At 59.6% G+C, this 13699-nt stretch carries 8 protein-coding genes, 1 rRNA gene and 1 pseudogene; 6 read left to right on the top strand and 4 right to left on the bottom strand.

Annotation, left to right across the window (positions count from 1 at the left end; genetic code table 11):
• Nucleotides 1-1011: retention module-containing protein (locus tag ACK59Z_RS25165; protein ID WP_409293920.1), on the bottom strand; the 1011-nt coding region annotated here is incomplete at its 3' end.
• A gap of 997 nt (nucleotides 1012-2008) precedes the next feature.
• Between ACK59Z_RS25165 and ACK59Z_RS25160 the strand changes: the two genes are divergently transcribed.
• Together ACK59Z_RS25160 and ACK59Z_RS25155 are read left to right on the top strand one after the other, a co-directional pair.
• Entirely contained in the window at nucleotides 2009-4165 is a 2157-nt protein-coding gene (locus tag ACK59Z_RS25160) for a type I secretion system permease/ATPase (RefSeq protein WP_003256004.1), read from the top strand.
• Between the two features lie 7 nt (nucleotides 4166-4172).
• A complete protein-coding gene (locus ACK59Z_RS25155; RefSeq protein ID WP_014859068.1) occupies nucleotides 4173-5531 on the top strand; it encodes an HlyD family type I secretion periplasmic adaptor subunit in 1359 nt (452 codons plus the stop codon).
• 155 nt (nucleotides 5532-5686) lie between these two features.
• Here ACK59Z_RS25155 and lapD read toward each other — a convergent pair whose 3' ends face one another.
• Both lapD and lapG read right to left on the bottom strand, forming a co-directional pair.
• On the bottom strand, nucleotides 5687-7633 hold the full coding sequence (gene lapD, locus ACK59Z_RS25150) for a cyclic di-GMP receptor LapD (RefSeq protein ID WP_003256007.1): 1947 nt from the start codon (nucleotides 7631-7633) through the stop codon (nucleotides 5687-5689).
• 10 nt (nucleotides 7634-7643) lie between these two features.
• On the bottom strand, nucleotides 7644-8405 hold the full coding sequence (gene lapG, locus ACK59Z_RS25145; protein WP_011953175.1) for a cysteine protease LapG: 762 nt from the start codon (nucleotides 8403-8405) through the stop codon (nucleotides 7644-7646).
• A gap of 203 nt (nucleotides 8406-8608) precedes the next feature.
• Between lapG and ACK59Z_RS25140 the strand changes: the two genes are divergently transcribed.
• The 4 genes and pseudogenes from ACK59Z_RS25140 (at nucleotide 8609) to ACK59Z_RS25125 (ending at nucleotide 13449) form a co-directional block, all read left to right on the top strand.
• A complete protein-coding gene (locus ACK59Z_RS25140) occupies nucleotides 8609-9298 on the top strand; it encodes a GntR family transcriptional regulator (protein ID WP_003256010.1) in 690 nt (229 codons plus the stop codon).
• A gap of 106 nt (nucleotides 9299-9404) precedes the next feature.
• Nucleotides 9405-9908 (top strand): sigma-70 family RNA polymerase sigma factor, encoded by a 504-nt coding sequence (locus tag ACK59Z_RS25135; RefSeq protein WP_003256011.1) that lies wholly within the window; start codon nucleotides 9405-9407, stop codon nucleotides 9906-9908.
• Nucleotides 9909-9912: 4 nt separating this feature from the next.
• Nucleotides 9913-10869, top strand: coding sequence for a FecR family protein (locus ACK59Z_RS25130; RefSeq protein WP_108192026.1), 957 nt, complete (start codon nucleotides 9913-9915; stop codon nucleotides 10867-10869).
• Between the two features lie 164 nt (nucleotides 10870-11033).
• Nucleotides 11034-13449: pseudogene (locus ACK59Z_RS25125) on the top strand (TonB-dependent siderophore receptor).
• A 66-nt stretch (nucleotides 13450-13515) separates the two neighbouring features.
• Here ACK59Z_RS25125 and rrf read toward each other — a convergent pair.
• Nucleotides 13516-13631: ribosomal RNA gene (gene rrf, locus ACK59Z_RS25120) — 5S ribosomal RNA — on the bottom strand.
• Nucleotides 13632-13699: the final 68 nt, after the last annotated feature.

Genomic DNA, 13699 nt, shown 5'->3' with positions numbered 1-13699 from the left:
CGCCGGGGTCTGGAAATCAACGCTGCCCTGAGTTTTGCCGGCTTCAACGGTAATGGTCTGGCCGTTGGACAGGGTCACGGTCACCGGCGTCTGGGCAGGGTTGCTCAGGGTCACGGTGTAGGTGATCACGCCGCCTTCGGTGACCGACGGGCTCGCCGTCAGGGTTGCAGTGGTGGTGTCGATTGTATCGGTCACTTGGGTAACCGCTGGCGTTTGCGGCAATGTCACCGTCAGCCCGCCACCCCCGGAACTGCCGGTCACGGTCGCCGAAATCTGGCCCCCGTCGATGTAGGGCGTGTCGTTTGCCGGAACTACGACGTTGACACTACCACTGGTCTGCCCAGCCGGAATAACGATCACGGCACCGTTGGACAGCGTAATTACCAGGTTGGTGGTCGGCGCCTGACCAACGGTGGCGGTATAAACGATTACGCCACCCGCTTCACTGATGGAAGGGGTTGCGCCAAGCGTCAGCTCAGTAGCGACGGTGGTATCCGTCGGTATGGTCACCAGGTTGTTGCCGTTAGTGTCCAGCAGGCCCACTTCTTCGTTATCGGGTACGCCCGCAAAGCCCAGCCCGTCAGTCGGGAAACCAACCGTCGGGTCAACACGGCCAGCCGTTTCTTCGAGCATCACGAAGCTGTGGCCACCGCCCAGCGCACCACCACCCGCTGATGACGGGCCAGCGGCGGTAGCTTCAAGCTCAGTAGTCGGGTCAACACCAGCAGCAATAGCCTGCTGCAGCTCTTCCACCGAAGGCGCGGCCTGGGCTGCCGCCTGGCTCAGGTCGGTGCTGCTGTCAGGCGCATCGGCGCTCCATTGGCTGTCACGGCCCAGATCGAGCGTACGGCCATCAGCCAGCTCCAGAGTAACTGCGCCACCAGGACCGGTGAGCACTTCCTCACCGGTCAACAGGCGGTCACCTTCGATAAGTACACGCCGGATGCCCTCTGGGGATACCGCAATAACCTGGCCGACAATGCTTTTGACGATGGCTACAACGCTGCTCATTGGACTCTCCGTGTGACCCGATGGGTACTTCCCTGCCAGAGCGGCGCTTGCTAGCCACTTCAGGCGGAACTATGTCGATGATCTCTTGACGATTTTTGACGTCAATATTCCGTCTATAACTTTTTGGAATTGCCTAACTGCCAAACTATTGACCTTATACATGCCATCCTAAACAATCGGCAATGTAATGTCACATTGATATTTGTACCTTAGCCAAGCGTTTCCTTAGGACAAATGTCTTACATCATCTAAAGGGTGTTAAGCCGTCAGCTCCAGCACTTTTTCATACACCTCAACACCCGTAAATCATGCGGCGAGACTGTCCTCCTTCGGCAATGTCAGCATTACTGGCGTCAATATCCAGATCACTGTCAAATGCCCGGACACTGATTGCCGAATAAGCACAAACCTTGCCGGAATGCGGCCAGGCAGAGGCCGATAACCAGCCTGACCCGGGAGCGCTTGCTCGCTCGAGGCACACCAGGCTTTCAACGCTGCGCAAGCCACAAGCAGCGATTTGTCGCAAATCAAAGACATGGCGTACGAGTGCGCAAATACTGGCCTCCCTATCATGGGAAATCGCTTGCGAATATTGAATGCAAGAAAGCAAAGGATCTGCTTTCTATAGATGAATTTTGACTAACAAGCCACGGATATGCGCCAACAAACCAGCGCCTGTTTACTGACAATGACTAAGCTGGAACCCACAGCCCTTGCTTCCCTTGGCTGAGTGGCAGGCTATGCTGCAACAAGCCGGATGATGGCTGGATCAAAAATGAAACAATCATTGCCCCGCTAAGTCTGGTGAAAATGAAGCACGTAGAATTGTTTACTCAACACCGATTCAAGGCGAACATTGGCCAGCTGCTCAAGCACTGGGGCGTGATAACCCTAATCAGCACAGCTTTGCCGTACCAATAGAGAGCCAGGGTGAGCCGACCCGACCTTAACGACGGCACACCCACCCCACCCACCACAAGGATGAAGAGAGCGCCGCGTGGAATCCGAAGTCAGTCGAGTCCAACTCAGCCACGATCCACGCAGTCAGCATGACGATCCCCTGCTGGATAGTCTGCTGAGCCTGTGTGTCCTGCACCAGAAGCCCGCCAGCCGGGTCATGCTGACAACAGGCCTACCGCTACCCGCCCAGCGCCTGAGCCCTGAACTGCTGCCCCGCGCTGCAGCCCGGGCAGGCCTGCAGGGGCGCCTGCTTCAGCGAAAGCTGGAGCAAATCCCAAGTATCGCCATGCCGGCCATGCTGCTGCTCAAGGAGGGCCGCAGCGCCGTCCTGCTCGGCTGGGAGAATGATGACACCGCGCGCCTGCTACTCAGCGAGAGCGACGGTGGCGAGGTGCACGTCAGCCGCGAAGCACTGCTAAGCGACTACAGCGGCCGCGTGTTCTTCGCGCAGCCGCAGCACAAGTTCGATGTCAACCACGGCAACCTCATCCCACGCGCGAAGTCGTGGTTCCGCGACACCCTGCTGCGCAGCAAGTGGTTGTATATCGACGCTATCGCCGCCAGCCTGGTGATCAACCTGATCGCCTTGGCCGCGCCGCTGTTCGTGATGAACGTGTATGACCGGGTGGTGCCAAACCAGGCCACCTCGACGCTCTGGGTACTGGCCATCGGTATCGCCGGCGCGTACATCTTCGACCTGATTCTCAAAGGCCTTCGCGGCCTGTGCCTGGACCTGGCAGGCAAGAAGACCGACCTGATTATCTCGGCAACGCTGTTTGAACGTATCGTCGGCATGTCGATGAAGTACCGGCCGGCGCGGGTCGGCAGCTTTGCCCAGAACATTCACGAGTTCCAGGGCCTGCGCGACTTCCTCGCCTCGCTGACCCTGACCAGCCTGATCGACCTGCCCTTTACCATCCTGATTTTGATCGTCATCGCCATCATTGGCGGGCACCTGGTGTGGATACCGATCATCGCTTTCCCGCTGGCTCTGGGCATCGGCTACGCCCTGCAGCGGCCACTGATGGCGACCATGGAGCGGACCATGGCTTTGGCATCAGAGCGCCAGTCCAGCCTGATCGAAACCCTGGCGGGTCTGGATGCGGTAAAGGTCAACAACGCCGAAAGCGAACGCCAGTATATGTGGGAGCAAACCCTCGGCACCCTGAGCCGGCTGGAACTGCGCGTGAAAGTGCTGTCGAGCCTGGCGATGAACATCACCCTGCTGATCCAGCAACTGGCAGGCGTGGCAATGATCTGCGTCGGCGTGTACCTGATCATCGACGGCAACCTGAGCATGGGCGGCCTGGTGGCTTGCTACATGCTCAGCGGCCGCGCCCTCGGCCCGTTGGGCCAACTCAACGGCCTGCTCGCCCGCTACCAGCAAGCCAAGGTGACCATGGTCTCCACCGACCACATGATGGATCTACCCCAAGAGCGCAACTTCGAAGAGCGCCCGCTGAGCCGCAAGGTGCTACAGGGCAGCGTCGAGTTCCGCGGTGTCGACTTCACTTATCCGAACCAGCAGAACCTGGCCCTGAAGAATATCAACCTGACCATCCGCCCTGGCGAGAAGGTCGGCATCATCGGTCGCAGCGGCTCGGGCAAGAGCTCGCTGGCCAAGCTCATTGTCGGCCTGTACGAGGCCGATGGTGGCTCGCTGCTGGTCGATGGCGTCGACATTCGCCAGATCGATGTCAGCGAACTGCGCCACAACATCGGCTACGTCCCACAGGACATCCAGCTGCTGGCCGGCACCTTGCGTGACAACCTGGTCAGCGGCGCCCGCTACATCGAGGACGAATTGATCCTGCAGGCCGCTGAACTGGCGGGCGTACATGAATTCGCCCGGCTGCACCCCGACGGCTACGAGCTGCAAGTGGGTGAACGCGGGCAGAACCTGTCCGGCGGCCAGCGGCAGAACGTCGCCTTGGGCCGTGCGCTGCTTCTCAACCCGCAGATCCTGCTGCTGGACGAGCCGACCAGCGCCATGGACAACACCGGTGAAGAACGCCTCAAGCAGCGCCTGCAGGCGGTGGTGGAGGGCAAGACGGTACTGCTGGTCACGCACCGTGCCTCGTTGCTGTCACTGGTAGACCGACTGATCGTGATCGATCGCGGGCAGATTGTCGCCGACGGCCCGAAAGCCGCGGTCATGGATGCACTGAAGAAGGGGCAGATCAGTGTTGCATAAGCTGGATATGGGGCAGTTCAAGGACGGCCTGCGGCGCTATTTCAAAGGCAGCGACTCGCTTGGCGGCCAGCCGCTGCCCGAGGTAAACAAAGCCCTGATCGAAGATGCACCGCGGGTGGTGCGGCTGACCATCTGGGGCGTGATCCTGTTCTTCGTGTTCTTGATTGTATGGGCCAGCGTTGCGCCCATCGACGAAGTTACGCGGGGTGAAGGCAAGGCCATTCCCTCTTCCAAGGTACAGAAGATCCAGAACCTGGAGGGCGGCATCGTCGCCGAAATCTTCGCCAAGGAGGGGCAGATCGTCGAAGTGGGCCAGCCATTGCTGCGCCTGGATGAAACCCGCTTCGCCTCCAACGTTGGTGAAACCGAGGCTGACCGCTTGGCAATGGCCCTGCGGGTCGAACGTTTGAGTGCCGAGGTACAGGACAGCCCGCTGATAATCGACGAAAAGCTGCGTAAAGCCGCGCCAAACCAGGCGGCCAGTGAGGAGTCGCTGTACCAGAGCCGGCGCCAGCAACTGCAGGACGAAATTGGCGGCCTGCAACAGCAGTTGGTCCAACGCCAGCAGGAACTGCGCGAATACAGCTCCAAGCGCACCCAGTACGCCAACAGCCTTGAGCTGCTGCGCAAGGAAATCAGTATGTCCGAACCGCTGGTGGCAACCGGCGCGATTTCCCAGGTTGAAGTGCTGCGCCTGCGCCGTGCTGAAGTGGAAAACCGCGGTCAGCTGGACTCCACTGCGCTGGCGATCCCGCGCGCAGAGGCGGCCATCCGCGAGGTGCAAAGCAAGATCGAAGAGACGCGTGGCAAGTTCCGAAGTGAAGCGCTGACCCAGCTGAACGAGGCACGCACCGAACTGAACAAGGCTACCGCCACCAGCAAGGCGCTGGACGACCGGGTGCACCGCACACTTGTCACTTCGCCAGTACGCGGTATCGTCAAGCAACTGCTGGTGAACACCATTGGCGGGGTAATCCAGCCAGGCAGCGATATCATCGAAGTCGTGCCACTGGACGACACGCTGGTCATCGAGGCAAAGATCCTGCCCAAAGACATCGCCTTCCTGCACCCTGGCCAGGAAGCGACGGTCAAGTTCACCGCGTATGACTACACCATCTACGGTGGGCTCAAGGCCAAGCTGGAGCAGATTGGCGCCGACACCATTACCGATGAAGACAAGAAGACTACGTATTACCTGATCAAGCTGCGCACCGATCGCAGTCACCTAGGGACCGACGAGAAGCCACTGCTGATCATTCCGGGGATGGTGGCGACGGTGGATATCATGACAGGCAAGAAAACCATCATGAGCTACCTGCTCAAGCCGATCATGAAGGCGCGCTCGGAAGCGCTGCGCGAGCGGTGATAGCCGACCTGCTGGTTTCGCCATTGCTGTAGGAGCGGCCTCGTGTCGCGACAGGGCTGTACAAGCAGCCCTGCACATCGCTACGTGAACCTGAGGCCGCTATGCGGCCCTTTTGCGGCTCTAGGCTGTTCCTACAGCGGCGCGCGAGAGGCCATTCAGCGCCAAGGCGCAGGCTCACCCACCAGTTGCCCCTGAATCCCGCCTACTCCCATCTCCAGCAACACCAACCGCTCCCCTTCCGTCTCGACTCGCTCAGCAATCAGCGGCAGGTCGATGCTATGCGCCGCACGCTGGATCGCTTCGATGAACAGCCGCTTGTGCTGCTCATGATCGATGTTGCGGATGTAACTGCCGTCAATCTTCAGGTACGCCAGGCCCAAGTGCGCCAGGTTGCCAATCATGCTGAAGCGTCCACCGAAGCGTTGCAAAGCCAACCCGAAACCAAGCCCATGCAGGCGCCGGGTGAGTTGCTCCAATGCTGCCTGCTCAGGCAACTGCTCCTCGCCAATTTCAAAAACCAGCCGCGGGCCGAGCGCCGCATTCTGGCCCAGCAGCTCGAAAATGCGTTGAAGGGCCTTGGGGTCGGCCAGGGTGGCGGCGGACAGGTTCAACGCCAGCACCTGGTCATGCCCTCGCAGGTGCGCCAACACTTTCTCCAGCACCAGCACATCCAGCCGCGGCATCCAGCCGAAGCGCTCCAACCAAGGCAGGAAGCGGCCCGCCGGCAAGGCCTCGCCCTGGCCATCGCGCAAACGCGAAATAACTTTGTGGTGCAGTACCCGTTGCGAGGACGCGCACTCCATCACTGGCTGGAAGAACAACTCGAAATGCCCATTGATAAACGCCTGGTCGAGCCGTTCGTGCCAGGCATGCTGGCTATCTGCGGCAACCGCAGCAACACCTTGCTCAAGGCATACCCAGCCCGGCGTTGGCTGGTTCTCAGCGCGGGCCAGAGCCTCGTCGGCAAGCTTCAGCAACGCCTGTGGTGAATCACCAGGGCTGAATGGTGCCAGGCCTATACAAGCCACCGGGTCGATATCACTGGCCCCCGTTTCGTGCAGGCTCTGCAACGTTGCCTCCAGGGCCTGGGCAAGGTGTACGGCCTCCTCATGCACCATGCCCGGTGCCAGCACTGCAAATTCGCCGCCGCGGCTGCGGGAAATGAGGTCGTTGGTTTCCGGGTAGCTGGCACAAGTACGACGCAGCTGTTCACCTACCGCTTGCAGCAACTGGTCGGTACGCTGGCCGCCAAGGCGGGCATTCAGGCCGGCCAGGCCCTGAACCCGCAGCAACAGCAGGTAGCCGGCGCGCGCGTCTTCCAGGTTGCTTACCCGATTGTTCAGCTGCATTTCAAAATAGCGGCGGTTCGACAGCCCGGTCAGGCTGTCCTGGTAGGACTCCGCACGCAGCCGCTCACTGCGCTCGGCCTGCTCGGTGAACAGGGCTTTGAGTTTCTCGACCATCTGGTTCATCGCTTGCACTACGCGGCGTAGCTCCGGCGTGCGTGGCAACTCTGGCAGGCTGAGGAATTCGCGGCGAGCAATAGCGTGGGATTGCTCGACCATGTAGTCCAGCGGCCTCAACTGGCGACGCAACAGCAAAGCACCGAGCACGGCACTGGCCGCACCGCACAACAGCAACCAACCCAGGCTGCCCAAGGCACTTTGCCAAAGCTTGGCAATGGCGAACATCGGGTGGCTGATCACTTCAACGCGCGCGGCCTGCTGCCAGCCACGACTGACGATTGCATCGCCGCCGGCGGCCTCAAGGCCGATCAGGCGCACGAACCAAAGCGGCACACCCCCAGGGTCTGGCTCGGCGTGACGCTCCACCAGCACGGCATTGGAACCCAGGTCGACGACCTTGATGCTTGCATAGTAACCACTGTCGAAAATCGAGCTGACCATCAGCTCGACCATCGCTGGGTCGTCGATATTCGGCGTCAGCGAAAGCGCCAGCGCGGTGGCCGCATCCTGGGCGTGCGAGCGCAGCTGGTTGACGTATTGGCTGCGCGAGCTTTCCAGGCTGACCATGAAACTGCCACTGAAGGCGACCACCAGGAACAGGCAAATGGCCAACAGCAATTGTTTGAACAGTGACATCTGTGCTCCTTCAGTAAACCGGCTCGGCCGGGAACCCTTCGGCCTGCATTTTCTTCAACAAATCCTGCCAGCGTGACAGCCGCTTGGTATCACCAACCTTCTTGTTCCCTGCGGCGCCCGTCAGCCACAACCCCTCGCCATTGAAGGCGTACACCGGCAGCAGGTCGGTACGCTGGCTTGCCGGCTTGATGGCATCCATCAGACTGTCCAGCACCAAAGGCTGGGCCTGTGGGCTTGAATAATAGGTCAGGACCATGTGTGCCCGGTTCTGCCGCAGCGCCTTGACGTAGGTGATGCGCAGTTTTTCGCTGGGGATTCCCATGCGCCGTAGACTGAAATATTTGGCGATGGCGTAATCCTCGCAGTCCCCTGCACCTTTGATCAGTGCCTGCACAGGTGTGGCCCAGTAGTCGACCTCATGCCACAGATCGATATCCTCGACATAACGCAATTGCTGGTTGAAGAAGCGGTTGACCACTTGCAACCGTTCAAGCTCGGTACCCTGCTTCTGCGTGGCCATCAGGCTCTGCCAGGCATCGATGCGCCCCTGCCCGGCACCTAGTGGGCCGTACAGAGCCTGCGACTTGCGGCTGATCTGGGAGAAATCCCAATCCGCGTGCAAGCCGCCCAGCAGAAGACTGCCCAGCAGCGCGGCAAAGCCGACATATCGCACTACGGTTTTGAGCAACCAGGATATCGCCACTGCGAAGCCCTGTTCAGACCAGTCGAAAGCAGCGATGGTGGGGCTTGCCACCGCAAAAGACAATGGCACCCTGCAATCACGCACCCGGCTGTCAGCCCGCCTATACTTTCTGCTTACATCTTTCTATAGGCAGCTTCCTTTGACGTGCGACTTCCTCCACCATAGCCGCGCTTTTGGGGCGCCCGTACCAGTGTGGGTGCAGGTTTGACACCCTCACAAGCTGTTACTAGTGTCATTGGATCCAATATAGTCATCGTTGAGGCAGGCGTCGCGTGGCCAAGAAAATCAAATTGAGCAATGTGCTGGCAAGCGAGCAGTTGTTGCCGCATCAGGCCCGTGCCGTGATCGAAGAACGCCTGCGCAGCGCCATTCTCGATGGGCGCTTGCCCCCTGGTACTGCGGTTCGCCAACAAGAGCTCGCCACCTTGTACGGCGTTAGCCGCATGCCCGTGCGCGAAGCCCTGCGCCAGCTCGAAGCGCAGTCCCTGCTGAAGGTGGAGATGCATAAGGGCGCCGTCGTTGCACCGCTGATCGGCGAGGATGCAGTGGACACCTATGCCCTTCGCGTATTGCTCGAGAGCGAGGCGCTGCGCCAGTCTATCCCGCTGCTTGATGCCAGCGACATCGCCAGCGCCCGCGGGTATATCCAGCAACTGGAGAACGAGACCAGCCACACCGAAATTGGCCGCCTCAACCGCCTGCTCCACATGGCGCTGTACAGCAAGGCGCCGAACAAGAAACTACTGCGCCTTATCGAGAACGAACTGAACGAGGAAGAACGCTTCCTGCGTTTCCATCTTTCGTCCATGGGCCTGGGCAAGCTCACTCAGGACGATCACAACGCACTGGTAGATGCAGCCAGCGACAAGCTGGTGGACGAAGCGGTAGCGGTGCTGGAACGGCACCTCAATGGCGGGGCGCGGGTGATCCGCAATTACCTGGATACGCAATTGGGGCGTTAGCCCATCACCGGCTTTACGCGGTAATTGATGGGTTGCAAATTAATCTTGCTCCGCCAACAATGAGACTAATTATCATTAACGTCCATTGATGCCGGCGCCCTCCTCCATGCCCAGCAACGATTCCGTGCAAACGCTCTACAGTGACCACCACGGCTGGTTGCATACCTGGCTGCGTAGCAAGCTCGGCAACGCAGCCGATGCGGCTGACCTCGCCCAGGATACCTTCGTCCGCTTGCTACAGCGTCGTGAGCAATTGCAGCTGAATGCTCCCAGGGCCTTCCTACGCACGGTAGCGCGTGGGCTGGTGATCGATCATTGGCGCCGCGAGGAACTGCACAGGGCCTACCTGGAGGCTTTGGCCCATGTGCCGGAAGCACTGGCCCCCTCAGTCGAGACCCGCGAGCTGCTGCTGGAATTGCTTGAGCGTATTGCACGCATGCTCGACGGCCTCAAACCCAAGGTCCGTCGGGCATTCCTGCTGGCTCAATGCGAGGGGCTGAAGCATCAGGCCATCGCCGAACAGATGGGGATCTCCGTGCGCACCGTTGAGCGCTACATCGCCGATGCGCTCTATCACTGCTACGTGCTGCGCTATGAAGACGACTGCTGAATCCATGACCGTCGCACGCCCTGATACAAAAACGGTCAGGCAGGCCATTCAGTGGATGCTGCGGCTCCGTGAGTGCGGGCACGATCCAGCTCTGCAACAACAGTGCGCGCATTGGCGCAGCAGCCACCACGAAAACGAACAGGCCTGGCAGCGTGTGGTTCACCTTCATCAGGACCTTGACCTGCGCGCTATTCCCGGTGCCGGGCTGGCATTGCAGACACTGGAAACCAGCCAGCAGCGCCTGCGCCGCCGACAGGCGCTGAAGCTGCTTGGCGGCGTTGTCATGGCAGGGTCGGCGAGCTGGCTGGCCAAAGACCTCGATACTGTGAGTGCCTGGACGTCAGACTATGCCACCGGCACGGGCGAGCGACGCGTCTTCACCCTGCCCGATGGCTCACTGATGCAACTCAATACCTGCAGTGCCGTGGACCTGGCCTTCCATGATCAACAGCGTCTGGTCCGCTTGAAGCATGGGGAATTGATGATCAACTGCAACCCCCGGCATCCCCTGCTGGTACAAACCCGCGACGCGCTGCTGGAAGGCTTCGAAGGACGCTTTGTGGCCTATCAGGATAGCGACTGCACACGTGTCAGCGTCAGCCACGGCAAAGTGGCGATACACCGGCCTGGTACTGGCCAACTTCAGTGGATCGAAGGTGGCCAGAACTGGCGCCTGGATGCTCAAGGTGCGCACCGGCTCGCGCACATGGAAATGGATGCGATGGCCTGGACTGAAGGGTTGATCGTCACTCAGGACATGCACCTCTCCAACTTCCTCGCGCAGGTCAGCCGCTATCGCCATGGTTACCTGGGCTGCAGCAATGAGATTGCCGACCTGCGCCTGTCGGGGGTGTTCCGCCTCGAAGACCCGGAACAACTGCTTCGGCTGCTACCGCAGACGTTGCCCGTACGAGTTCGTCGACGTACACGCTGGTGGGTGCATGTAGAGAGCATGACCTGATAAGGCGTTATCGATTTCTGGCGGGTTTTGATTCCAGGTCCGGCTAGGACAGTAAGCGACACTTTCTGCCCTCGACACTTTAACGGACCCTCATGCCTATCAATCCGGTGTTAACCCACACTTTCAGCCCGAATGATTTTCGTCCAGTCCTGCAATCAGCTCACTTGCGCCATGCCATCCAGGCTGTTCTGTTTGGTACCGCCCTGGGCCTGGCAACTGTTCCACAACTTTCCGTAGCGGCCGACACAGTCGAAGTGAGCCAACGCTATGCAATACCAGCTGGCCAACTGACCGACGTCCTCAACAAGATCGCTCGTCAGGCCGGCATCACCCTATCGAGCACGCCTCAGCTGACCGATGGCCTGCATTCCAACGGACTGCAGGGGCAGTACACTACCGATCAAGCGCTGCGCCAGTTGCTAAATGGCAGCGGACTGGAAGCCGTCAGCCAGGGGGGACGTAACTATGTGCTGCAGGCACAGCGTCAGAACGCCGCCCTGGCATTGCCAGACACCGACATCCGTAGTTTCTCCCTCGGCAACGCACTGGGCAGCATGGAGGGTTACAACGCCACGCACAGCCAGGTGGCGACCAAGACCAGCATGCCCTTGGTGGAGACATCCCAATCGGTCTCGGTAGTCACTCGCCAACAAATGGACGATCAGGGCTCTCAGACCGTTGCCCAGGCCATGCGCTACACGCCTGGAGTACTGACCAACCCGTACGGTGCCACTCATCGCTATGACTATGTAGCCATGCGCGGCTTCAACGACGGTTCGGTGGACAACATCTACGTCGATGGGCTCAAGTCAATGGGCGACAACGGCACCTACAGCACGATGCAGGTAGACCCATACTTTCTTGAGCGCATCGACATTCTCAAGGGACCGTCTTCGGTACTGTACGGGCGAAGCTCGCCGGGTGGCCTGGTAGCCCTGACCACCAAGAAGCCACTCTTTGCCCCTTACCATCAGGTTCAGGCCACGGTAGGTACTCAGGGCCAGCGTGGCGTGGGCTTCGACTTCAGTGGTCCTGTGGATGACGACAAACGCATTGCGTATCGCCTGACGGGTTTGGCGGAAGCTTCCGACACTCAGTTCGACCACAACAAGGAAGAACGTTACGCCATCGCCCCCGCTATCAGTGTCGACTTCACCGAAGACACCTCACTCACGCTGCAGGCCTATTTGCAGCACGACCCTGACGGTGGGTACCACGGCGGTAACCCTGCTGATGGCATGCTGCACAAGCGCAACGGTTTGCGCCTGTCAGACCATTTCTTCGAAGGCGAGCCGAGCATCGACAACTACGAGCGCACGCAGCAATCCTTCAGCTACCAGTTTGAGCATCGCTTCAATGATGTGTTCACAGCGCGGCAGAACTTCCGTTATCAGTATTCCGACGTGTCGATGGACCAGGTGTACTCCGCCGGCTGGGCAGATGTTGACAGCAACATGTTAAATCGCGCCTATATATGGCGGCGACGAGCGTCTGCATTCGTACATCATTGATAACATGCTGCAGGCAGAATTCTTTACCGGGGCGGCCAAACACACCTTGCTACTGGGGGCTGACTACCAGCGGCGCAAAGCCGACGTGGCATGGCGTTATGGCACCGTCGGCCCACTGGATGCCGGCAATCCACAGTACGGCAATGGCAATCTTCAGGTACTGGGCGAGAACCGCTACCAGCGGCGCTTGCAACAAACGGGTGTGTACCTGCAGGATCTGGTGGAGCTGGACCAGTGGCGCTTTTCATTGGGGCTGCGCCAGGACTGGGTGAAGGTGTCCGAAGAGAACCGTGACAGCGACAGCAAGGTCAGTGATCAACGCTCCAGGTTCACCTCCCGGGCAGGGGTGCTCTACCTGTTCGAGAACGGCATTGCGCCCTACATCAGCTACTCGGAGTCGTTCAACCCGAACACCGTGTCCGACCAGCAAGGCCGGCCGCTGGCACCGACGGAGGGCACTCAGTGGGAAGCCGGCATCAAATATCAGCCACCAGGGAGCGACAACCTGTTCACCGCATCGGTGTTCCGCATCGAGCAGGAGAATTTGGCGTCTAAACAGCCTGACGAAGACTTCTATCGCCCTGTCGGTGAAGTCCGCTCGCAAGGGCTGGAGCTTGAGGCCCATGTACAGCTGACCGACAGCCTCAAACTGCTGAGTGGCTATACCTTCACCGATATCGAGTATTCGAAGTCAATGCCGAGCCTTGTCTCAGGCAACGTGGACAACAAGGGTAATTCGCCGACTCAGGCGCCGAAACAGATGCTCTCGCTATGGGCCGACTATATCTTCCGCCAGGGGGCACTGGATGGCCTGCGGCTGGGCGGTGGGGTGCGATATGTGGGGTACAGCTGGGTCGATGCGGAAAACAGCATGAAGGTGCCTTCCTACACCCTGTTCGACGCCTCGATCGGCTATGACCTGGGCAAGGTCGGCCTGACGGGTGTGGATGTGCGCTTGAACGCCAACAACCTTACCAATGAAAGCTACATCACCTCATGTGCCAGCCTGAACTACTGCTACATGGGTGAAGAGCGCAATGTGAGCGCCACGGTCAGCTATCAGTTCTAACCGATATTGAAACCCGTAAAAGACAAAGCCCCTGTCTGCATCGCAGACAGGGGCTTTGGGTTTGAATCTTGACGATGACCTACTCTCACATGGGGAAACCCCACACTACCATCGGCGATGCATCGTTTCACTGCTGAGTTCGGGATGGGATCAGGTGGTTCCAATGCTCTATGGTCGTCAAGAAATTCTGTGTGCTGGCTCGTCTCTCGGACGCGCCTGCGAATCTCTGTAGTTCCTACTTAAAGACAAG

Source organism: Pseudomonas sp. KCJK9058, assembly GCF_046230975.1.
Classification (GTDB): Bacteria; Pseudomonadota; Gammaproteobacteria; order Pseudomonadales; family Pseudomonadaceae; genus Aquipseudomonas; species Aquipseudomonas alloputida.
This window is presented reverse-complemented; position numbering and strand designations above follow the sequence as displayed.

What these genes read in the sequence shown, in the direction of transcription:
- ACK59Z_RS25135 (WP_003256011.1), top strand. Translation starts at nt 9,405, where the DNA reads ATGCCCAGCAACGATTCCGTGCAAACGCTCTACAGTGACCACCACGGC.
- lapD (WP_003256007.1), bottom strand. Translation starts at nt 7,633, where the DNA reads ATGTCACTGTTCAAACAATTGCTGTTGGCCATTTGCCTGTTCCTGGTG.
- ACK59Z_RS25130 (WP_108192026.1), top strand. Translation starts at nt 9,913, where the DNA reads ATGACCGTCGCACGCCCTGATACAAAAACGGTCAGGCAGGCCATTCAG.
- ACK59Z_RS25155 (WP_014859068.1), top strand. Translation starts at nt 4,173, where the DNA reads ATGGGGCAGTTCAAGGACGGCCTGCGGCGCTATTTCAAAGGCAGCGAC.